This is a genomic window from Flavobacterium caeni, from assembly GCF_900101895.1.
Taxonomy (GTDB): domain Bacteria; phylum Bacteroidota; class Bacteroidia; order Flavobacteriales; family Flavobacteriaceae; genus Flavobacterium; species Flavobacterium caeni.
This window is the reverse complement of record NZ_FMVF01000010.1, coordinates 18,964-40,241: the sequence shown is the minus strand read 5'-3', so window position 1 is coordinate 40,241 and position 21,278 is coordinate 18,964. Positions and strand designations below refer to the sequence as shown.

Here is a 21,278-nt window from a genome sequence, read left to right as displayed (position 1 = left end):
TTTTAATTAAACATTCCATCCCCAATAAAGGGGTTGCAAAAGTACAATTATTTATTTTAAATGCAAATGCCTATACAAGATAATTTTAACACTGTAAAATGCAGTCGCAAAAATGCCTAAAAAACAAACCAAAATCGGTAATAATATTCACTCCGACAATTATATTCTTATATTTGCTACGCATCAGCCAACCAACCCGCCGTATGAAAGAAAAAGCGACCCTCAAGCAAATAGCCAAAGAGCTGCATGTTTCGGTATCTACCGTCTCGAAAGCGCTCAACAACAGCCCCGAGATTTCCGAGCCCACCAAGGTCCGGATTCAGGAATATGCCAAGCTCAAAAACTACAAGCCAAACATCATCGGGCTCAACCTCAAGAACCGCTCGACCAAGACCATTGGGGTGATCGTGCCCAACATCCTCAATTCGTTTTTCGCCAAGGTATTCAGCGGCATCGAAAAGGTGGCAGAGGAAAAGGGTTATAATGTAATCACCTGTATCTCGAACGAATCGCTCGAAAAGGAAGTGCATGCGCTCGACATGCTCTCCAACGGTACGATCGACGGGTTTGTACTCTCGATTTCGGAAGAAGCGCAAAAGCTCGGCGAGTTTGACCATTTCAAGGAAATCATCAAAGGTGGTACACCCGTGGTCATGTTCGACCGCGTGTCCGACGAAGTGGCCTGCGACAAAGTCATTGTAGACGATTACGAATCGGCGGTCAACGCCACACAGCATTTGATCAAACTCGGTTGCCGCAAGATTGCGTTGTTTTCGGCCATCGACAACTTGAGCGTCGGGAAATTGCGCGCCAAGGGTTATTTTGATGCACTCGAGAAAAACAATATTAAAGTCGATGACAAACTCATCATTCGCACCGATTCCGAAGAAGATTTCAACCAAAAAGCCGAGGCGTTGTTCAAGGCGCATAAGGTCGATGGGGTTTTTGCCGTAGACGAACACACATCGGTCTCTTCGATCAAATTCGGTTTGCGTCACGGGTACAAGATCCCCGAAGAGCTTTCGGTCATTGGTTTCGCCGACGGCATCTGGTCGCGCCGCATGACGCCAAGCCTTTCGACGGTAAGCCAGCACGGTCCCGAAATCGGCGAGGCAGCGGCCAAATTGCTCATCGCCCGGCTTGAAAGCCGCGATCAGGAAGGGTTCCAAACGCAGGTCATCCAAACCGAATTGCGCCAACGCGATTCGACGCGCAAATTGTAGACATTAATAATAAGGAATAGCAAGCCATCTTTTCGATGGCTTTTTTTTTGCACCAAATCGCACCCCAAAAACTGTAACGCAACCCCCAAACGCGAGTCTATTCGGGAAATCAAAAAACCATGCGTTGCATTTTTGTTTCGTTTTTGCTTTACACCGCTATGGCCAGTGCCCAATCGACGGCTGTTCCCAAGAAAAGTTATACGACGCGGGCGCTCCAAGACGTCGAATCGCCCACCATCGACGGATTGATCGATGAGAAGGCCTGGGACATCGTCGAATGGACCGGCGACTACATCGAAAACCAGCCCGACGAAAACACACCGCCCACCGAACAGACTAAGTTCAAGATCGTCTACGACAAAAAATTCCTCTATTTCGCGTTCCGCTGTTACGACAAGGATCCCAAGGGCATCGTCAAGCGCATGTCGCGCCGCGACGGGTTCGAGGGCGATTGGGTCGAGATCAACATCGACAGCTACAACGACAAACGCACGGCTTTTTCGTTCACCGTTTCGGTATCGGGGGTCAAGGGCGACGAATTTGTCTCGGACAACGGCAACAATTGGGACGGCAGCTGGAACCCCATCTGGTACATGAAGACCCATATCGACGACGAGGGTTGGACGGCCGAAGTCAAGATTCCTTTCAGCCAGCTCAAGTTTGGCGACAGCAAGGAGCAAATCTGGGGTTTGCAATCTACAAGACGTTACTTTCGCGCCGAAGAACGCTCGGTATGGCAACGCGTACCGCGCGATGCGCCGGGTTGGGTGAGCGAGTTTGGCGAACTGCGCGGGCTCATCGATTTGCAGCCGCAAAAGCAACTCGAGATACAACCTTTTGTCGTGGCCCAGCAGGATACCTACGAAGCTGAGCCGGGGAATCCGTTCCGCACCGGGAACGACTACAAACTCAACGGCGGTCTCGATGCCAAGATTGGCGTGACCAACGATTTGACGCTCGATTTGACCATCAACCCCGATTTTGGGCAAGTCGATGCCGATCCGGCCGCCATCGCGCTCGACGGGTTCCAGATTTTCTTCGAGGAACGACGGCCCTTTTTTGTCGAAAATAAAAACGTGTTCAATTTCAGGTTTGCCGACGGGCAGGACAATTTGTTCTATTCGCGCCGCATCGGTCGTAGTCCGCAAGGCTATCCCGCCACAACGCCGGGTGAGTTTGTCGACATCCCAGACAACACCACCATTTTGGGCGCGGCCAAATTCAGCGGCAAAACCAAGGACGGCTGGTCGATTGGCGTTTTGGAAAGCGTCACCGCCAGGGAATTTGCGCGTATCGACAACGGCCTTTACCGAAGGACATCGGTCGTAGAGCCCATGACCAACTATTTTGTAGGGCGCGTGCAAAAGGACATGAACCAACGCAATACTTTTTTGGGCGCGATGTTTACGGCCACCAACCGCAATCTCGAAGGCGCCGAATCGGATTTTTTGCACAGCGCGGCCTACACCGCGGGCGTCGATTTCAACCACAACTGGAAGAACCGCAAATATTTCGTGACGGCCAATTTTGTGACGAGCCATGTCAAAGGGCATGCGCAGGCGATCGAGGCGACCCAGCGGTCGATTGCGCATTTGTTCCAACGTTCCGATGCAGGTCACGTGGCCGTAGACCCGGGCCGTACGTCGCTCACGGGTACGGGCGGGCGCATCGAAGGCGGCAAGCAAAGCGTCGGGAACTGGCGCTACTACGGACTGTTGATGTGGCGTTCACCCGAACTCGAACTCAATGACGTAGGGTTTTTGCGCCAGGCCGATGAGATCCGCCAGTATGCGATCCTGACGCACCAAACGCTCAAGCCATTCGGGTATTTCAGACAGATCAATTCGCGTTTCGAGCAGGTGTCGTTCCACGATTTTGAAGGCAATTTCAACCTGATGCAGTACTCGCTGAGCACCAACGCCAACCTCAAGAACAACTGGTATGTCAACGCAAAGGTCAACTATGCACCGCGGATTTACAAGAACGCCGTTTTGCAAGGCGGGCCGCGGTTCAGGTATTCCAACGAGGTGTTCGAGTCGCTCAATTTCAATACCGATTCGCGTCGCAAATTGTCGTTTTATGGCGGCGCGTATATGTCGCAGGGCAAGGATCAATCGTTTTTTTACACCGAATTCGACGCGGGATTTACCTATCGTCCGGTGAACGCTTGTACGATTTCGCTCGGGCCCAATTACAGCCGCAACAGCAACCAAACCCAGTATGTGGGCCAAACCGATTTTGGTGCCGAGCGCCGTTATCTGATGGCCGACATCGATCAGCGTACGCTTAGCGCGTCCATCCGGCTCGATTACAACATCAACCCGAATTTGACGATCCAATACTATGGACAACCGTTTATTTCGAAGGGAATTTATTCGCGTTTCAACCGCGTAACCAGTCCCACCGCGAACAAACACACCGACCGCGTCGCGTGGTTTGGTGCCGCACAGCTTGGCTTTGATGGCGCGCGTTATGCGATAGATGAGAACACCGACGGCACGGTCGATTATTCGTTCGCCAACCCCGATTTTTCGTATGTGCAGTTCCGTTCGAACCTGGTGTTGCGTTGGGAGTACATTCCGGGTTCGGAAGTGTTTTTGGTGTGGTCGCAAGGTATGACAGGGCTCGCCAATACGCGCGACGGCTTGTTTGAAGGACTCGATTCGCAAATTTTAGACAAGCGCCCCGAGAACATTTTCCTGATCAAGGCAACATACAGATTTGTTTTGTAAACCAATCTGAAAATTTCAAATTCCAAGCACCAAATTCCAAGCACCAAATTCCAAATCCCAAAACGTCCTAGGAACGATTGGAATTTGGAATTTTAGAATTGGAATTTAAAAAAGTCCTACTTTTTTCGTGTTTGCACGATTTCCATCGACTTGAATTCCTTGCCGCTTGGGTCGGTGTCATACAGGGTCATCTTGCGCGTGTTGTCGTCTACGATTTTCCATGTTTCGCGCATCTTTTTGGTTTTGCCGGTCATAGGGTCCATACATTCGCCGGCCAGGTTGATGGTCTTGGTGGCCGCGTCATATTCGCCCGACATTTGCATCACGCCCGTACCCATGTTGTCGATCCAGTTCGATTCGAATTTTTTCGAGGCGTTGTTGTAGCCCACCGTCGCCAAACCTTCGAACGGTTGTCCCATCATGTTGCCCGAATAGCGCGATTCCTGGTAACGGCCGCCCATGACCATTTTGGTGGTCGACGTCATGGCCATTTTCATCGGATTCGGATCGTTGGCGCTCATGTACATGGTTGATTCTGCGCTCCAGTTGCCGCTTTCTGCGGCCAGCATTTTGTGCGGATCGCCCGGCGTGGCGTAGGCTTCCCATGCTTTCATCATGGCCGCGGAGTCCATCGGTTGGGCCGCTTCGGCGGTTTCATCGGCTACGGCTATGGTGTCGACGGCTACGGCTGCATCGGCCGGAGGCGTTTCTTCGGTTTTCTTACAAGCGGTTGCCACCAGTATGACGGCGGCAAGCGTTAGCATTGTTTTTTTCATAAGTGATTCGTTTTTAGTTGTTTCGACTAAAATTACAAATAAAAATGAAAGTTATGCGAACAAGCCTGTGCTTTTTTGCCGATTGTTCAAAAATCAATGCGCTTCGAGCCAGTTGGCGCCCGTTCCCATCTCGACTTCGAGCGGCACGGCCATCGGAAACGCATTTTCCATTTCGTGCTTGATCATCGGTTTGATCTTTTCGAGTTCCGAGTGGTGTACGTCGAACACCAATTCGTCATGTACCTGCAACAACATCTTGCTTTTCCAATTTTCCTGGGTCAGTCTTTTGTGGATGTTGATCATCGCGATCTTGATGATGTCGGCTGCACTGCCCTGGATGGGCGCATTGACCGCGTTTCGCTCGGCCGCGCCACGCACGACGGCATTGGCCGAATTGATGTCTTTCAAATAACGACGCCTTCCCGAAATGGTTTGCACATAACCGTTGTCGCGTGCAAAATCGACCTGTTTGCCCATGAACGATTTGAGTTCGGGATAGGTGTTGTAGTAGGCGGTGATGAGTTCGGCGGCTTCGGACCGCGACAAATCGGTTTGGTTGCTGAGCCCAAAGGCCGATACGCCGTAAATGATCCCAAAGTTGACGGTTTTTGCGTTCGAGCGTTGGTCGCGTGTGACTTCTTCGAGCGGTACGTTGAACACCTTGGCCGCGGTCGATCTATGGATGTCCTCTTTCTCCTGAAACGATTTGATCATGTTTTGTTCGCCCGACAGCGCCGCGATGATGCGCAGTTCGATTTGCGAGTAGTCGGCAGAGAGCAGCGTGTAGTTTTCGTCGCGCGCCACAAACGCCTTGCGGATCAATCGACCGCGTTCGGTTCTGATCGGAATGTTTTGCAGGTTCGGATTGTTCGAGCTCAATCGGCCCGTGGCGGCTACGGTTTGCATGTAATCGGTATGCACGCGGTTGGTCTTGGCATCGACCTGGCCCGGCAGCGCATTGACATAAGTACTTTGTAGTTTGACAAGCTGGCGCCAGTCGAGTATGTCGGCCACCACCGGGTTGTCCTTGGCCAAATAGCCGAGCACTTCTTCGCCCGTTGCATACTGGCCCGTCTTGGTCTTTTTTTGTTTGGCCCCGCCGATCTTGAGCTTTTCGAACAAAATATCGCCGAGTTGTTTGGGCGACCCAAGGTTGAATTTTTCGCCGCACTGCTCATAGATCTTGGCCTCAATGGTTTGCACCTCTTTGTCGAATTGCCCCGAAAGCTGGTTTAAAAATCCAATGTCGAGTCGAATGCCCTCGGCTTCCATATCGGCAAGCACCGACAGCAGCGGCACTTCGATCTCGTCAAACAGTTTCTTGGTGCCTGCTTTTTCGAGTATCGGCTTGAAATGTTGCTTGAGCTGGAACGTCACATCGGCGTCTTCGGCCGCATATTCCTTGATGTCGTCGAGCGGTACGTCGCGCATCGAAAGCTGGCCTTTGCCTTTTTTGCCGATGAGCGTCTCGATCGATTTGGGCGAATACTTCAGATAGGTCTCGCTCAAAACATCCATGTTGTGGCGCATGTCGGGGTTGATGAGGTAGTGCGCGAGCATGGTGTCAAACACCGGCCCTTTGATGGTGATGCCGTAATTCTTGAGCACTTTCAAATCGTATTTGACGTTTTGCCCCACTTTTTCGATGGTTTCGCTTTCGTAAAAAGGCGCGAACTTTTGCACGATGGCCTTGGCTTGCTCATAATCGTCTGGAATCGGGACGTAAAAGCCCTGTCCTTTTTCCCAAGAGAAAGACAGCCCGACGAGTTCGGCGTTGAGCGCGTCGATGCCCGTGGTTTCGGTATCGAACGCCACCGAGGTTTGCTGCAAAAGGTTGTTCAAAAGCAACTTGGTCGGCAAATCGCCTTCGATGCTTTGGTACAAATGCGGCGTATTGTCGAGCGTGGCGTAAAAACTGTCTGGACGGCGTTCGGTTTCGTCCTCGAATCCGAACAAAGAGAACTGGTCTTCGTTGGTTTTTTTGGGTTTTGGCGTTGCGTTGTCGCCCGTAGTGATTTCGTCGTATTCGGCCCCGCCACCAAAGAGTTTGTCGAACTGCGTTTTCATTTGCCGGAACTCGAGCTCGTTGAAAATCGCGTCGGTTTTGGCGACGTCTGGTTTAGAAAGTTCGTAGTCGTCTTCGTCAAAGGTCACATCGCAATCGGTGATGATGGTGGCGAGTTTTTTGGACATGATGCCCTGCTCTTTGTTCGCTTCGATTTTTTCCTTGAGTGCGCCCTTGAGCTGGTGCGTGTTTTCGAGCAGGTTTTCCATCGACCCGAATTCGGCCAACAATTTCTTGGCGGTTTTTTCGCCCACGCCGGGCAATCCCGGAATGTTGTCTACCGCATCGCCCATCATGCCCAGGTAGTCGATGACTTGCTCGGGGCGCTCGATCTCGAAACGCGCGAGCACTTCGGGCACGCCCCAAATCTCGATGTCGTTGCCGAGTCGTGACGGTCGGTACATGAACACATTTTCTGAAACCAATTGCGCATAATCCTTGTCGGGCGTTACCATAAAAACCTGGTAGCCTTGTTTTTCGGCCTGTTTGGCGAGCGTGCCGATAAGGTCGTCGGCTTCGCAACCCGCGACTTCGACAATCGGGATGTGCATGGCGCGCAACAATTCCTGTATCCACGGTACGGCAATCGAAATGGCTTCGGGCGTCGCGTCGCGGTTGGCCTTGTAGTCCTGGAACATTTCCGAGCGCACCGTAGAGCCGCCTTTGTCGAACGCGACGGCCAAATGATCGGGTTTTTCACGCCGGATGACGTCGAGCAACGAGTTCATGAAACCCAAGATGGCCGAGGTGTCCATTCCTTTCGAGTTGATCCGCGGGTTTTTGATCAGCGCGTAGTATCCGCGAAAAATAAGCGCGTAGGCATCGAGCAGGAAAAGACGTTTTTGTGCAGACATGACAAAGTTTTTACGTGAAACACAAATGTACAAACTTTGGCCGTGCCGTAAAATTTTATCGTTCGGTCGATGCGGTTTCTTGGTTTTTCGATTGGACGATGGCCCTAAGTTGGGCATTTTCGGCTTCGAGCTTTTCGAGCCGTTCGACTATGGCCTTCATCGATTGCACCATGAGCGCATCGTAATCGCCATAGGCCGTTTGCAGATATCCTTGTGCGTCGGCTTTGACTTTTTCGGGAAACACCTGCTGGATTTCCTGTGCGACAAAGCCATACCGAATCGACTCCGGGCGCTGAATTCCTGTTTTGTCATCATTCCATTTATAGGTGACGCCGCGCAGTGAAAGCAGTTTTTCGAGTGCTTTCTCGGGTGCGATGGTTATAATGTCTTTTTTCAGACGCGCATCCGAATTCGCAAGCCACGCTCCTGCAGTTGCTTTTGACGCATTGCCGCCTACCTCGAGTTCGTTTGTTGTGGGAATACGGTTGATGCCAACCTGACCCGTCGCCCTTGCGTAAATGATATTGTTGTTGTGGCCCAAGGCGTTAAGGGTGAAAAAAGAATCGGCAATGGTGTCGTCGGCGCGACCGAGCATCACCCAAGAAGAATTGGTTTCGGCCTGGTTCGTAAACCTGAGCCGCGCGCCTTCGTTGGCGTTGATCTGCTCGAGTTCGACATGGAAATTGGTGTTGGACGAGTTCTTGCTGACGTTAACCGCCGCGTTGGCATTATCGGCCTCGCCAATACTAAAACGTCTTTCCAGAAATGCAGTGCCGTCGTCGTTGATCCTGAACATGTCTGTTCCTGTGTCCTGAACGATGAAATCGCCGGTGCCGTTGAGGTTGTAGCGCATCGTATTCGCCGCGAACGGAATTGTTGTGTCCTCGATCAACGGTCCGCCCAATTGCACAGTTCCGGCATCGACATTCAAGCCATTGTTCGCGGCAACACTGTTTAAAAGAGGGCCGAGGTTCACGCTGACACCCGATCCGTTTTCGATTCCCAGTGTTAGGTTTGTTCCCGATAGCGTAGCGGGCGTAAGATTTTGGTCGTCGGTTCCCGTACCGTCCTGGAGTGGTGAAAGGTCGATTGTGGTTCCAGTTCCGTTTTCTATGCCTAAATTCAACGTCGTTCCGGTAAGGGTTGGCGTCAGTAGATTTTGATTGTCTGAAAAAGCCGGCAGATTGACCCACGAGACCACTCCGGCGCCGTTTGTTCGCATGATTTGTCCGTTGGTTCCGCGTGATGCAGGCAAGATGTAATTGTTGGTTGTTGTCGTTCCAATCGAAACATCGCCCAAAAAGTATCCTGCGAACGACCCTGCCTTGGTCACGTCCGAATACAATCCGTAATGTGTGCCGCCAACAGAACCGGGAATCCGGATGTAGTCGCCATATTTTGTCCCGGTTCCGCTTGTCGTAATAGTTGTATTTAGGCCTTTAACCTGCGCGTTTCCTACCCCAGACATATTATTATTGACACCGATCAGTTCGCTATTGTTTGTCACCGGCGAGATGTTATTGAAAACACCCATAACCGGTCCTGCTGTTGCATTCGTAGCAAAGTTTTCGACGCCGATAAAAACTCCGGTGTTATTGGCGATTGGAGCCGATATGTTGCTTGTTCCGGTAAAACGGTTACTGCCAGTCGAATTCGACAGGTTTTGAATACCTGTCTCGTCATTAAAAGCTACCGGAGTAGGTGAAGAGAAATGGTTTCGAATTCCAAACTTATAGTTGCCGTCGCCCATTATAGAATTTTGAATTCCAGTAGTAGTTGAGTTCCCGGCTGCGGTGATTTGATTCTGAATGCCCATTTTTATGCCGGATGTCATCGGGTCATGGTTAAAAAGATTCAGCGTGATGGCTTTATTGTTTGACAGAATATCGACCTTGGCCGACGCCGAATTTGGTTGTCCAATCGAAACGGCACCCATGGTATAAATGTCATCGGTAATGTTATCGGCCGGATTCGTACCGCCCACTTCGTGCCAGTCATGGTCCGATAGACCGGATAGGTTGACGGTATGTACGGGTTGCCCGTCGTTTTGAAGCGAAATCCCCAAGGTATTCCCCACGAGTGCAAATGTGTCGACGGTTTGACTGTCGGTTCCCGTTCCGTCCTGAAGCGGTGAAAGGTCGATCGATGTTCCGGTTCCGCTTTCGATGCCAAGATTTAAGGTCGTCCCGGTCAAAGTGGCTGTCGTCAGATTTTGATCGTCTGAAGTTATAGCCGGAGTAACCCAACTTAAGTTCCCGGTCGCATCGGTTTGCATGATCTGTCCGCTTGTTCCACGCGACGCCGGAAAAATGTAATTGTTGCTCGTGGTCGTACCAAATGAAACCCGTCCTAGGAAGTATCCTGCAAAACTTCCGAACTTGGTAACTTCGGCGTGCAATCCGTAGTGCGTTCCGCCGATAGAATTTGGGATATAGATGTACTCACCGTATTTTGTTCCCGTTCCGTTCGTATTGATTGAAGTATATACACCGGTAACCGACGCGTTGCCGGTTCCTGCCAAATTATTGTACAAGCCATAAATGCTGCTGGTGTTTCCTAAGGCATTGAAGTTGTTGTAAATGCCATAGGTGTTGCCTTGCTGGTAATTGAGGACATCGTTGTGTAGGCCTATAAAGGGGCCAGTATTGGACGTTGGAGGCGCAACAGTGTTTTTTGTCCCGGTAAAGTAAGTCTCTCCAGTCGAACCCGAAAGACTTTCCAAACCTATTTCAGACTTGGGGCCCGATGCGATCGAGTAAAAGTTATTTCTGTAGCCGAATTTCGACGCGGAGTTTCCGGTCAAAAAATTATAGACGCCAGTACCGCCAAACGATCCGTCAATCGTCAGCTGATTCCGTAGCCCAATTTTTGCGGCAGATAAAGTATAGATGTTGGTCAAATCCATCGTAATGTTTTTGCCCAATGCCGCAACGTCCAGCTGCGCAGTGGCAGCCGTTGATTTTCCGATTGACACGTCGCCCCAGCTATAGATGTCGTCCGAAATGGCATTGGCCGGAGTCGTTCCACCCACTTCGTACCAATCATGATCTTGCAGTCCTGATAAGTTTACAGTTTGCGGCGGTTGGCCATCGTTCTGGAGCGATATTCCCAACGTTGTTCCCACAAGCGAAATGGCATCAATCGTCTGGTCGTCGGTATCGATCGAAGCGAGGTTGAGGGTTTGCGCCGGCTGTCCGTCGTTTTCGAGAGAAAGTCTCAGCGTAGTTCCCACAAGCGAGAGATGGTCGATGGTTTGGTCATCGGTTGCCGTGGTGGTCAAAGGCGCCCAGACGGTACCGTTAAAATAGTAAAACCCGACGCCGTTTCCGCCCACAGTAGCCACATTGGTGTTGTAAATCAACAATCCGGCAGCGGCCGTATTTATGCCGTCGAGCATCGTGACGTTAATGTCGGGAAGGTTCACGCGCGGCACCAACATTCCTTTGTCGGTTGCCACCACATCAAGCACCGACGATGGATCGGGCGTAGCGGTGTTGACGCCAACCTGGGCCATAGACACCAGGCAGACAAACAGGGTAGATACGGTATAAATCGCTTTCATGACCTTAGCTTTCGGTAGCTAAAGCTATGAATAACAGTGTTTTTTACGTGATAAAACCGAGTGAACGGCCTTTTTTGACGGGTGAATGCGCCGCTTTTTTTAGTCAGAGTGTCGGGAGGTGTTTCATCAGCGTTTCGCGAAACGATTTGCCTACCGGAATATGATGCCTGCCAATCACCAGTATGTTTTCTTGCAGCGATTCGATCAAGGACAGGTTGACGATGTAGCTTCGATGGACGCGCAAAAAACCCGACGGCAGTTTTTCTTCGACCGACTTTAGCGTATGCGGCAACAGGATTTTTTTATCCGAAGTTACCAGGTAAGCATAGTTGTCGAACGCTTCAAAAAATTGGATGGAATGCGTGTCAATCCTTGTCAGTCCCGATTTTTCCTTGACAAAAAAAGCGTCGGTCGAAACCACAATTTCGGCTTTGGGTTGTTTTTCCTTAAACCGATGCAAGGCCAGTTCAATATTGGCTTTAAGCGTTTTTTCGTTGAATGGTTTGACCAGATAACCCGCGGCATGAGTGGCCATCACTTGCGCTATCGTGTCGTCATCGGCCAAAGACGTCAAAAAGATAAACGGAATTCCCGGCAGTTTCTGGATTTGCCGCGCCAGTTGGATACCGGTCGCCTCGCCGTCGAGTGTAATGTCGAGCAGCACCAGATCGGGTTGGGTATCGGCAATCCCAAAGAGCGCATCGGCGGCATTGTCGGCCTCGCCGCAAATCTCATAGCCTTCTTTTTCCAGCGCCATCCGAATGGTATCGGCAATCAACGGTTCGTCTTCGACAATGTAAATGCGGTTCATAGCAGTTCGAATTTGCGGATTTTTAAATCTACGGTTACGCCGTCGCCGGTTTTAAAATCGACATCGGCCTTGAGTTTTTTAGACAGCGATCGTATCAATTTGATCCCAAACGAATCTTCGCGCGGGGTGCCCATACCTTTGCCGTTGTCGGCTACCGAGAACAGGATTGTGTCGTCTGTTTTTGCGAACGAAACCCAGATTGTAGGTTGGGTCGTTTGGGCGTCGAAAGCATGTTTGAGGATGTTGGTGATCAGCTCGTTGGCGATCAGGCCGATGGGCGTAATGGTGTCGATCCCCAGGACCAACGGCTCGATGGTCGCGTTTACCGAAATATGGTGGGCCGAATGGTTGTCTATGATGTCGCGTACCAAATCTTCGAGGTATTCTTTGGCGTTTACGCCCACCAGCTGGTCTTTGCTGTAGAGTTTCTGGTGGATCAAAACCATCGATTTCACACGGTTTTGGGCTTCTTTGACGGCCAGCGCCGCCTCTTTGTCCTTGATGTTTTCGCTTTGCAGGTACAGCAGGCTCGATACGATTTGGAAGCTGTTTTTGACACGGTGGTGCGTCTCGCGGAGCAACAGGTTTTTTTCGTCGACCAACTTCTCAAGTTGCGCGGTTTTGAGCGCCAGGCTCTTTTTCTTTTTGAGGTTCGAATAGACCAACCAGCCAAGTACCAGGATGACCAAGGCGGCAAGCCCGGCAAGCCACGACAGTTGTCGTTTTTCTTTTTCGGTCTGGTCGATTTCGGCTTGCTGTTTCTCGGTTTGGTATTTGGTTTCGAGTTCATACACCAAATGGTCGCGTTGCTCGGCCTTGATCGAATCGTAGAGCGCAATGTATTGGTCTTTCAAATCGACGGCCGTCTTAAAATCGCCCACCAACGCCGCGCCCTGGCCCATGCTTTTCAACAAAATGCTCTTATGTCGCCGCGAGGGGTTCTGGAGCAACTGCGCGCGGGACTGGATAAGCATGGTATCCAAACCTTTTTTGTCTTGCAACGCAATCATCCCGTCGAGTAAATAGGCATACTCCAGCGGACTACCCGATTTCCCGTTTTCGGTGTTGGTAGCGATGCCCTTGAGCAGATAGGGCATGGCCTTGCGGTACGCGCCCTGCCGCATGTATAGATTGGCCATGTTGGCATAAATGACGCGGTTTACTTCGAAATCATTGTTGTATTGCAACGCTTTTTTGAAGACCGACTCGGCTTCGGCGAACTTTTTTTGACTCGATGCGCTCGACGCCAGGTTGATCATGCACTTGACCAATAGATCGGTATCTTTTTTTTGCTCGGCCAACGGCAACGTGAGCTTATAGTATTCGTCGGCTTTTTCGTAGTTGTCGGTGGTGTGGAACAACACGCCCATCGTATGGTAAAGATTGGGCAGGTAGTCGAGGTCGTATTTTTCGGCAAGCGCGATGGCCTTCATGTAAAAGCCGGTCGCTTTCGAATAGTCTGATTTTGCGAGCTCATAGTACAATCCCTCGGCTTCCATCGCTTTTGCTTCGAGCACGCGGTTCGATGTTTTGCGGGCCGTCTCGTTGGCGCGGCGAATGTAAATCAGCGCGCTGTCGTTCTTTTGCGAAGTGTAGTCCCAAGCCTTGTCGAGCCACTGTTCGGACTGACTGAAAGCAGCACTAACGACAAAAAGGAAAAAAATGGTGATGCCGTTGCGCATGATCGAGCATTTAGGTAAATATAAGAAACCCGTTTGACTTTTTTGAAATCTAAAAAAGCAAAAGGCCGGCTCACCATCGGATTCGTTAAATTTTATCCAATACGCCAACGCCGCGCGCCATTTCTTCGTTAATTTGTGCAAAACTTCGCCAATGGCACGCTGGATCATCTTTATCCTGGTTTTACTTTTCATCGAATTTTATGCGTTCCAGGCCATCCGGACGCTGTTTCGTCCCAAAGGAGTGTTGGTGGCTTATGTGGTAGCCAGCTTGCTGGTGCTGGTGTTCATCCTGTATTCGTTCACGCAATTCGATCGGTCGGTAGGGCAAACCAAGCAAACACTTTTTACGTTTGGGCTGCTGTTGCTGGTGTACTTGCCTAAGATTTTGCTGATGCTCGTCATGCTCGGCGAAGAAATTTACCGGTTGTTGCGCGGCGGCATCAATTATTTTTATGGGTCGGATATGGATACGGGCGTTTTTCCCGCGCGCCGTCAGTTTGTGAGTCAAGTAGGGCTCGGGCTTGCGGCTGTTCCGTTCCTGTCGTTGATTTATGGCATGGCGGTGGGGCGTTACAATTTCAAGGTGTTCAAGCAAACCGTTTTCTTTCCCGATTTGCCCGAGGCGTTCGACGGATTCCAGATCACGCACATTTCCGATGTGCACAGCGGTAGTTTCGACAATCCCGAAAAGATCAATTACGCCATCGATTTGATCAATGAACAAAATTCGGATGTTGTCCTTTTTACCGGCGATATCGTCAATACGCACGCCACAGAGATGCATCCTTGGATAGATACGTTCAACCGCATCCAGCCGCACCGCTTCGGCAAACATTCGGTACTGGGCAACCATGATTACGGCGAGTACATCGACTGGCCATCGCAACGCGAAAAAAACGAGAATTTCGAGGCCATCAAAGATTTACACCGTCAAATCGGCTTCAACCTGATGCTCAACGAACACCGCTTTTTTGAAAAAGACGGCCAGCGCATCGCCTTGGTGGGAGTCGAAAACTGGGGACGCAATTTCAAGCAGGCGGGCGATCTGCAAAAGGCCGCGGGCGCACTTTCGAACGACGAATTCAAGATCCTGATGAGCCACGATCCGAGCCATTGGGATGCCGAGGTCAAAAAGCACGACAAGAATTTTCATTTGACGCTGTCGGGCCACACGCACGGGCTGCAGTTCGGTATCGAAATCCCGGGTTGGTTCAAGTGGAGCCCCGCGCAGTTCGTGTACAACCAATGGGCCGGTTTGTACGAAGAATTCGGCCGTTATGTGTACGTCAACCGCGGGTTCGGGTTCCATGCCTATCCGGGAAGGGTAGGAATTATGCCCGAAATAACGGTGATTCAACTAAAAAAAGGGGAAAAATTAGCATAATTCGTTAAAAATGCTACATTTGTATCCGCAAAAGCCCGAATCACACCGATTTAGGAATTAAATATTTTGGTTTTATGTCAAAATTTGGAGAGTTAATCAACGCGCAGGTTCCGGTCCTGATCGATTTCTACACCGAATGGAACGAGTCGTCGGTATCGATGCATCCGGTGATCCGCGATGTGGCTGCAGCGTTGGGAGACAAGGCAAAAGTCATCAAGATTGATGTCGATAAAAATCAGGAGCTGGCCGATGCCTTGCGCATCAAAGGGCTTCCTACCTTGATGATTTACAAGGAGGGGCAGATGATTTGGAGACAGTCCGGAGAGCTGGACGCCAACACCATCATCGGGCTCGTTCAGGAGCAAATTTGATCGGGTACTTCACACCGATAGCCGTTCTCGGCTAAAAATTCCAATGTTTTAGGTAGCGCATACCGCAGGTTTTTCGAAGCCTTGACACTGTCGTGGAATACGATGATGCTGCCAGGCTGCACATTTTTCACGACGTTTTGCAAACACTGCTCGGGCGTGACTTCGAGGTCGAAGTCGGCGCTCACAATATCCCACATGATGATTTTGTAACCCGCTTTGCGCAGGATTTGCGCTTGTTTGCGTTTGATTTTGCCGTACGGCGGGCGCATGATCGAGACGTTCGCGGTGTGTTTGGTGATTTCTTCGGCGCACAAACGCACGTTTTCTATATAAGCCGCGGTTTCGGTTTCCCATCCTTTAAGGTGGTTGAACGTATGGTTGCCTATCGAATGCCCGGCGGCCAAAACTTTCTGCAACACCGCCGGATGCTTGCGGATGTTGTCGCCTATGCAAAAAAATGCCGCCTTGGCATCGTAGCGCGCGAGCTGGTCCAAAACCCATTCGGTGACTTCCGGAATGGGCCCGTCGTCGAACGTAAGCCAGACTACTTTTTCGTTGGTCTTGAAGTCCCAAACGTACTTCGGGAAAAGCCATTTGACGAGCGGGTGTGTTTTGATCCAGAGCTTCATAGCGGTAAGAAAAAAGGCGTCCGAAAACCCGAACGCCTTTGAGAGGAAATATTGTTATTCGTTGTCGCGTCCGAACCGTTCAAACTTGGCGTTGTATTGGTTGAATACTTCGCGGTGTTTGGCGTAATGTGCTGTATCGCCACGGTCTTTCATCACTTCGAGCAATCCGCGGTAGCGTTCGATGTCGGTGATGATGTCGATGATGATGTTGTTTTGTTCGGTAGGCGTCAATCCTTTGTAATAGTTCAGGTTTTGCTGGTATTTGACCACCAGTCGGTCGAGTAGCTGGCGCGCTTTGGCCGTTTCGCCCACTTCGTAATACCCGCCCGCGAACGGATCGAGCAACGAATAGTAACCGAAATATTCGACAGGCATCTTGGTCATGGCCAGATCGATGATGCGTTTGGCCTGTTCTTTCTTGCCTTCGTTGATTTGCTGTTCCATCAACCGCGCGAGGTTGGTGCGGTAGGAAATGCTGTTCTTGCGCGTCTCTGGATCGTGGTAAATGTCAGGGCTTTCGCTGTTGCCCCAATCCCACTTGGTCACAATGTCGTACATTTTATCGGTGTCGATCTGCCCCATGTCGAGTGGGCTGCCGTCTTTAGGGATGGCCGTGCGCACCGGGACGAGCTTGTAGACCATGCCGTCGAGTTGCAGGAAGTCCTTCATCCACAAATAATCGTCGTCGCCAAAACTGCCGCCCGTGAAATAAACAGGACGTTTCCAGTCGTTGTTGAGCAACACGTCGAGCATCATCAAACGGTTTTTGTACAACGCTTGCCCTTTGATGTCGATGTCGATGTAAGGCACAATCGAGTCATAATATTTGGGCGCGACCACTTTGTTGCGAATGATGTTTTCCTTGTCGATCGGGATGCGCACCTTGTTGGTAGGATAGAAATGTACGTTTTGCCCGTTTTGCATCTGCACCATCGTACGCGGGTCGTCGCTAGCGATGAATCCGATAAAATCCTTGAGCGTCCAACGGTTCTCGGTTTGCGGGTTGTGGAACGCAAAATCGAGTTTGTCGCCAACGTATTGGTCGTGTTTGAACGAAATCGGCAAGCCATCGGATGTATACGATTTGCGTTTCATCTGGTCGATGTACCAGTCGGTCATGAACAGGCTGGTGTTGACGATTTTCACATCGGGACGCACCTGTTCGATTTCCTGCGCATACCACAACGGGAACGTATCGTTGTCGCCTATGGTAAACAAAATTGCATTCGGTTCGCACGAGGTCAGGTAAGCCTTGGCCATGGCGATGGCGGTGTAACGGTTCGAACGGTCGTGGTCGTCCCAGTTTTGAGACGCCATGAGTACCGGAGCGGCCAATAACGAGGCGGCAATGACAACCGGCCCGGCCAGTTTGGGCTGCAGGTATTTTTGTAGGTATTCGTAAATGGCATACACGCCAAATCCGATCCAGATGGCAAACACATAAAACGATCCTACGAGCGCATAGTCGCGTTCGCGTGGCTCAAACGGCCGTTCGTTGAGGTATATCTTGAGCGCCAATCCGGTAAACAGGAACAGCACGAGCAGGACGTAAAAACTCTTCAAATCTTTGTTGGCGTGGTAAATCAAACCGATAAGCCCGAGGATGAACGGCAAAAAGAAATACACATTGCGTCCGGCGTTGTTCAACACGTCGTCGGGCAGGTTTTCCTGCGATCCCAAATGCATTTCGTCGATGAACCCGATGCCGCTGAGCCAGTTGCCGTCGAGGTTGTCGTACTTGCCCTGGATGTCGTTCTGGCGGCCCGTGAAATTCCACATCAAATAGCGCCAGTACATGTAGCCGAATTGGTATTCGAACATAAACGCGAGGTTGTCTGCCGCGGTCGGTTTTTCGATGATCAGGTAGTCGCCGTATTCTTTCAGGAATTGTACATAGCCTTCGTTGTCGATGTCCTGCGCGGCATACGCCTTGCGGAACTCGGCCACGATTTGCACCAATTCCTGTTCCTCCATGTACTCGGGCTTGATCCTAAAGTCGAGCGCCTTGGTAAAGTTCATGTAGTTTTCGGCGTGTTCGGTGCTCCACATGCGCGGGAGCCAGGTCTTGTGGTTGTCGTCGCTGTTTTGTTCGGCGTTTTTCCAGTTGTTGGTGATGATGTATTTGCCCGTCTGGTAATCGCGTTCGTAGTTGGGTTTTTTGTCGAGGTAGGGTTGTTTTTCGTCCAATCCGGCAAACATGTCCGAAAATTGCGGGCCGTAGAACAACGGGTTCACGCCGTATTGTTCACGGTTGTAGTAGGCGAGCACCTCGGCGGCATCCGATGGTTTGTTCTCGTTGATGACCACATCGGCATTGGCGCGTATCGGCAACATCATCCAGGTCGAGAACCCGATCAATACAAACAATACGCAAAGGATGATCGTATTGTAAAACACTTTGCCTTTTTCTTTGGTGTATTTGAGCCCAAAATAGAACAATCCGACAATCAACAGGAACATGAAAATGGTACCCGAATCGAACGGCAGTCCGATGCTGTTGACCATAAAGATTTCGGTTTTTCCGAACAAAGCCATTGTCCAGGGCAACAACGATTTGAAGATGAACAACAAAATGGCCACCACCACAACGTTGGCGATGATGAAATTCTTGACCGTGACGGTTTGGTAATTCTTAAAATAGTACAGCAACAAAATGGCCGGAATGGTCAAAAGCGCCATAAAGTGCACCCCGAACGACAAACCGGTAAGCAAAGAAATAATAATCAGCCAACGGTTACCGCGCGGCGTACCCATGTCTTGTTCCCAACGCAGTCCGAGCCAGAACATCAGTGCAATGAACAGCGTGGCCATGGCGTATACTTCGGCCTCGACGGCGTTGAACCAAAAACTGTCCGAAAACGTAAACGCAAGCGATGCCACGAAGGCGCTGCCCAAAATGGCGATCAGGTTGCTGTCGTTGAGTTCGGCGAATTGCGAGACGAGTTTGCGCAACAGCATCGTCGTCGACCAAAACATGAACAAAATCGTAAAGGCACTCGAAAACACCGACATCATGTTCACCATGAGCGCGATGTTGGACGCATCGGTAGCGAACATCGCAAAAAAAGCGCCCATCATTTGGTACAATGGCGCTCCCGGCGGGTGACCTACTTCTAACTTGGCCGCGGTGGCAATGTATTCCCCGCAATCCCAAAAACTCATCGTGGGTTCAACAGTAAGTGTAAAAGTAACGAGTGCAATGGTAAATGAAAGCCAGCCTAAAACGGTGTTCCATTTGTTGAAGTTGAAGTTCGCCATACAGGAGCGGATTGATTTTAAAGTACAAAGAAACTAATTTTTTTGCAGAACAGTTGTGCATTTTTTACACAACAGTTGTGCAGGGCGAAAAAAAAGCGAAGCGCCGTTCGGCATTCCGCAAACCTTATCGCCACAGCCCAAAGACTTTACAAAAGCGCCTGCCGTTACAGTTAATTTTTTTGATAAAAAAAGTCGAAATATTTGCGGAAACTAAAATTTGTTATAAATTTGCCCTCGCTTTAAGCAGCTGAATTGGCCTATGGTGTAATGGTAACACTACGGTTTTTGGTGCCGTCTTTCTAGGTTCGAGTCCTAGTGGGCCAACGAAAAAGCCTCCTGAAAAGGAGGCTTTTTTATTTTCAAATCTCGGGTTTGAAATCCCAAATCCCAAATTCCAAAATCCAAATTCCAATCGTTCTAAAGAAGTTTTGGAATTTGGAACTTGAGATTTGGAATTTACCTTTAAATTTTAAAGGTTATTACCGGGCGAATCGCATGGTTGACCAAGTCTTCACTGATGCTTCCGTTAAAGAAATGCGCAAAGCCGGTTCGGCCGTGCGTACACATCCCAATCAAATCGGCGTCTACTTTGTTGGCGAAATTGAGGATCCCTTTTTCTACATTGACGTCGTTGTAAATGTGCGTCGAATAGTTCGGATAATCGAATTCGGCCATAAAATCGGCCATCATGCGCTCGGCTACTGCCGTAGGCTTGAACGTATTAGGTGTGTTGATCATGACCAGTTTGAGGTTGGCGTTGAAACCGCGTGCAAAATCGAGCAACTGTTTGAACGGTTTTTTGATCTCATCGGAGAAATCAGACGCAAACACCAGATTTTTAGCGCTGAACGAAGGCGTTTCATTTTTGATGACCAACACCGGGACATCTGAAAAACGCACCACCTTTTCGGTGTTCGATCCGATGAACATTTCCTGGAATCCGCTGGCGCCGTGTGAGCCCATCACGATAAAATCGACATCGTTCTTTTTACTTACGCCCAAGATGCCCTCGAACGCTTTTTCGAACTGGATGATTTCAGAAACGCTGATGCCTTTGAGGAAGTCGACATCCATCAAATCTTCGAGCTTGTCGATGGCCCTGTTCTTGAAAAACATAATTTCTGGGATGTCGCTTCCCGAACCCATCGCATCGGTGCCTTGGTGCGGCAATTCAAGCATGTGCAGCAAAATGATCTCGGCGTTGTTTTCTCGGGCAATCTGGGCGGCTACCCGTAAGGCGTACTCTGCGTGTTTGGAAAAATCGGTGGGTACTAAAATTCGTTTCATAATTTAGAAGTGTAAGAAATTTATTTTGAAAAGTGTAACAATTTTGTCCAATAAAGGTATGAATTTTTTTTAGACGAGGCTAGGGTTTTGATTTATAAAAAAATGATTATATTTGCACCGTTATTTGTTATGAACTAAATAATGAGGGGACATTTGTCCCCTCTTTTTATAAATCTATGACATTCAAGGAAAAAGTGTTGGGTTTGCTCGAAGAAGGGCTCCGGGAAAAACCGGAACTTTTTTTGATCGATCTGCACATCAACGACGCATTTAAAATTGTCGTAACTTTAGACGGCGACAACGGCGTGACTTTGCAGGATTGCATAGACGTCAGCCGCGCCATCGAACACAACCTCGACCGCGAGGAGCAGGATTTCTCGCTCGAAGTGGCCTCGGCGGGTTTGTCGACGCCGCTTAAATTGGTGCGTCAGTACAAGAAAAACATCGGCCGAACGCTGATCGTCAAGACCAACGACGACAAAATCGAAGCCCAGCTTACGGCGGCCAACGAAGATTTTATCACACTCGAATGGCAGGCGCGCGAGCCCAAGAAAATAGGAAAAGGAAAGGAAACCGTCCAGAAAAAGCTGGAACTTCCGTATTCAGAAATAAAAGAAGCAATCGTTACAGTAACATTTTAAAAA

Annotated in this window: 14 protein-coding genes and 1 tRNA gene; 7 read left to right on the top strand and 8 right to left on the bottom strand. The window is 50.0% G+C overall.

Annotated features, from left to right (window positions below; all coding sequences use genetic code 11):
- Window positions 1–203: 203 nt before the first annotated feature.
- Both BLP55_RS10895 and BLP55_RS10890 read left to right on the top strand, forming a co-directional pair.
- Window positions 204–1,223, top strand: coding sequence for a LacI family DNA-binding transcriptional regulator (locus BLP55_RS10895; protein ID WP_091143650.1), 1,020 nt, complete (start codon window positions 204–206; stop codon window positions 1,221–1,223).
- A 119-nt stretch (window positions 1,224–1,342) separates the two neighbouring features.
- On the top strand, window positions 1,343–3,955 hold the full coding sequence (locus BLP55_RS10890) for a DUF5916 domain-containing protein (protein ID WP_091143647.1): 2,613 nt from the start codon (window positions 1,343–1,345) through the stop codon (window positions 3,953–3,955).
- Between the two features lie 116 nt (window positions 3,956–4,071).
- Here the strand turns inward: BLP55_RS10890 and BLP55_RS10885 are convergent, their stop codons facing one another.
- From BLP55_RS10885 to BLP55_RS10865, 5 genes are all read right to left on the bottom strand, one after another.
- Entirely contained in the window at window positions 4,072–4,731 is a 660-nt protein-coding gene (locus tag BLP55_RS10885; RefSeq protein WP_091143644.1) for a DUF1579 domain-containing protein, read from the bottom strand.
- A gap of 93 nt (window positions 4,732–4,824) precedes the next feature.
- Window positions 4,825–7,650: a DNA polymerase I gene (gene polA, locus BLP55_RS10880; protein ID WP_091143641.1), complete on the bottom strand. Its 2,826-nt coding sequence runs from the start codon at window positions 7,648–7,650 to the stop codon at window positions 4,825–4,827.
- A gap of 55 nt (window positions 7,651–7,705) precedes the next feature.
- Entirely contained in the window at window positions 7,706–11,212 is a 3,507-nt protein-coding gene (locus tag BLP55_RS10875) for a tail fiber domain-containing protein (protein WP_091143637.1), read from the bottom strand.
- A 103-nt stretch (window positions 11,213–11,315) separates the two neighbouring features.
- A complete protein-coding gene (locus BLP55_RS10870) occupies window positions 11,316–12,023 on the bottom strand; it encodes a LytR/AlgR family response regulator transcription factor (protein ID WP_091143633.1) in 708 nt (235 codons plus the stop codon).
- Window positions 12,020–13,705, bottom strand: a complete 1,686-nt coding sequence (locus BLP55_RS10865; RefSeq protein ID WP_170826847.1) for a tetratricopeptide repeat-containing sensor histidine kinase — start codon at window positions 13,703–13,705, stop codon at window positions 12,020–12,022. The genes BLP55_RS10870 and BLP55_RS10865 overlap by 4 nt, the downstream gene beginning before the upstream one ends.
- A 151-nt stretch (window positions 13,706–13,856) precedes the next feature.
- Between BLP55_RS10865 and BLP55_RS10860 the strand changes: the two genes are divergently transcribed.
- Both BLP55_RS10860 and BLP55_RS10855 read left to right on the top strand, forming a co-directional pair.
- The gene (locus BLP55_RS10860) at window positions 13,857–15,089 is read left to right on the top strand and encodes a metallophosphoesterase (RefSeq protein WP_091143911.1); all 1,233 of its coding nucleotides are present in this window, start codon (window positions 13,857–13,859) and stop codon (window positions 15,087–15,089) included.
- A 74-nt stretch (window positions 15,090–15,163) separates the two neighbouring features.
- On the top strand, window positions 15,164–15,460 hold the full coding sequence (locus BLP55_RS10855) for a thioredoxin family protein (RefSeq protein ID WP_091143626.1): 297 nt from the start codon (window positions 15,164–15,166) through the stop codon (window positions 15,458–15,460).
- Here BLP55_RS10855 and BLP55_RS10850 read toward each other — a convergent pair.
- Together BLP55_RS10850 and BLP55_RS10845 are read right to left on the bottom strand one after the other, a co-directional pair.
- Window positions 15,445–16,089 (bottom strand): polysaccharide deacetylase family protein, encoded by a 645-nt coding sequence (locus tag BLP55_RS10850; protein ID WP_091143622.1) that lies wholly within the window; start codon window positions 16,087–16,089, stop codon window positions 15,445–15,447. The genes BLP55_RS10855 and BLP55_RS10850 overlap by 16 nt on opposite strands.
- A 54-nt stretch (window positions 16,090–16,143) precedes the next feature.
- The gene (locus BLP55_RS10845) at window positions 16,144–19,347 is read right to left on the bottom strand and encodes a DUF2723 domain-containing protein (RefSeq protein ID WP_091143619.1); all 3,204 of its coding nucleotides are present in this window, start codon (window positions 19,345–19,347) and stop codon (window positions 16,144–16,146) included.
- Window positions 19,348–19,358: 11 nt separating this feature from the next.
- Here BLP55_RS10845 and BLP55_RS10840 point away from each other — a divergent pair, with 11 nt between their 5' ends.
- Both BLP55_RS10840 and BLP55_RS10835 read left to right on the top strand, forming a co-directional pair.
- Window positions 19,359–19,598 (top strand): hypothetical protein, encoded by a 240-nt coding sequence (locus BLP55_RS10840; RefSeq protein ID WP_091143616.1) that lies wholly within the window; start codon window positions 19,359–19,361, stop codon window positions 19,596–19,598.
- 2 nt (window positions 19,599–19,600) lie between these two features.
- Window positions 19,601–19,671: transfer RNA gene (locus BLP55_RS10835), tRNA-Gln, on the top strand.
- Between the two features lie 138 nt (window positions 19,672–19,809).
- Here BLP55_RS10835 and BLP55_RS10830 read toward each other — a convergent pair.
- A complete protein-coding gene (locus BLP55_RS10830; RefSeq protein WP_091143613.1) occupies window positions 19,810–20,634 on the bottom strand; it encodes a universal stress protein in 825 nt (274 codons plus the stop codon).
- A 176-nt stretch (window positions 20,635–20,810) separates the two neighbouring features.
- Between BLP55_RS10830 and rimP the strand changes: the two genes are divergently transcribed.
- A complete protein-coding gene (rimP, locus tag BLP55_RS10825; RefSeq protein ID WP_091143609.1) occupies window positions 20,811–21,275 on the top strand; it encodes a ribosome assembly cofactor RimP in 465 nt (154 codons plus the stop codon).
- The last annotated feature ends 3 nt before the right edge of the window (window positions 21,276–21,278 follow it).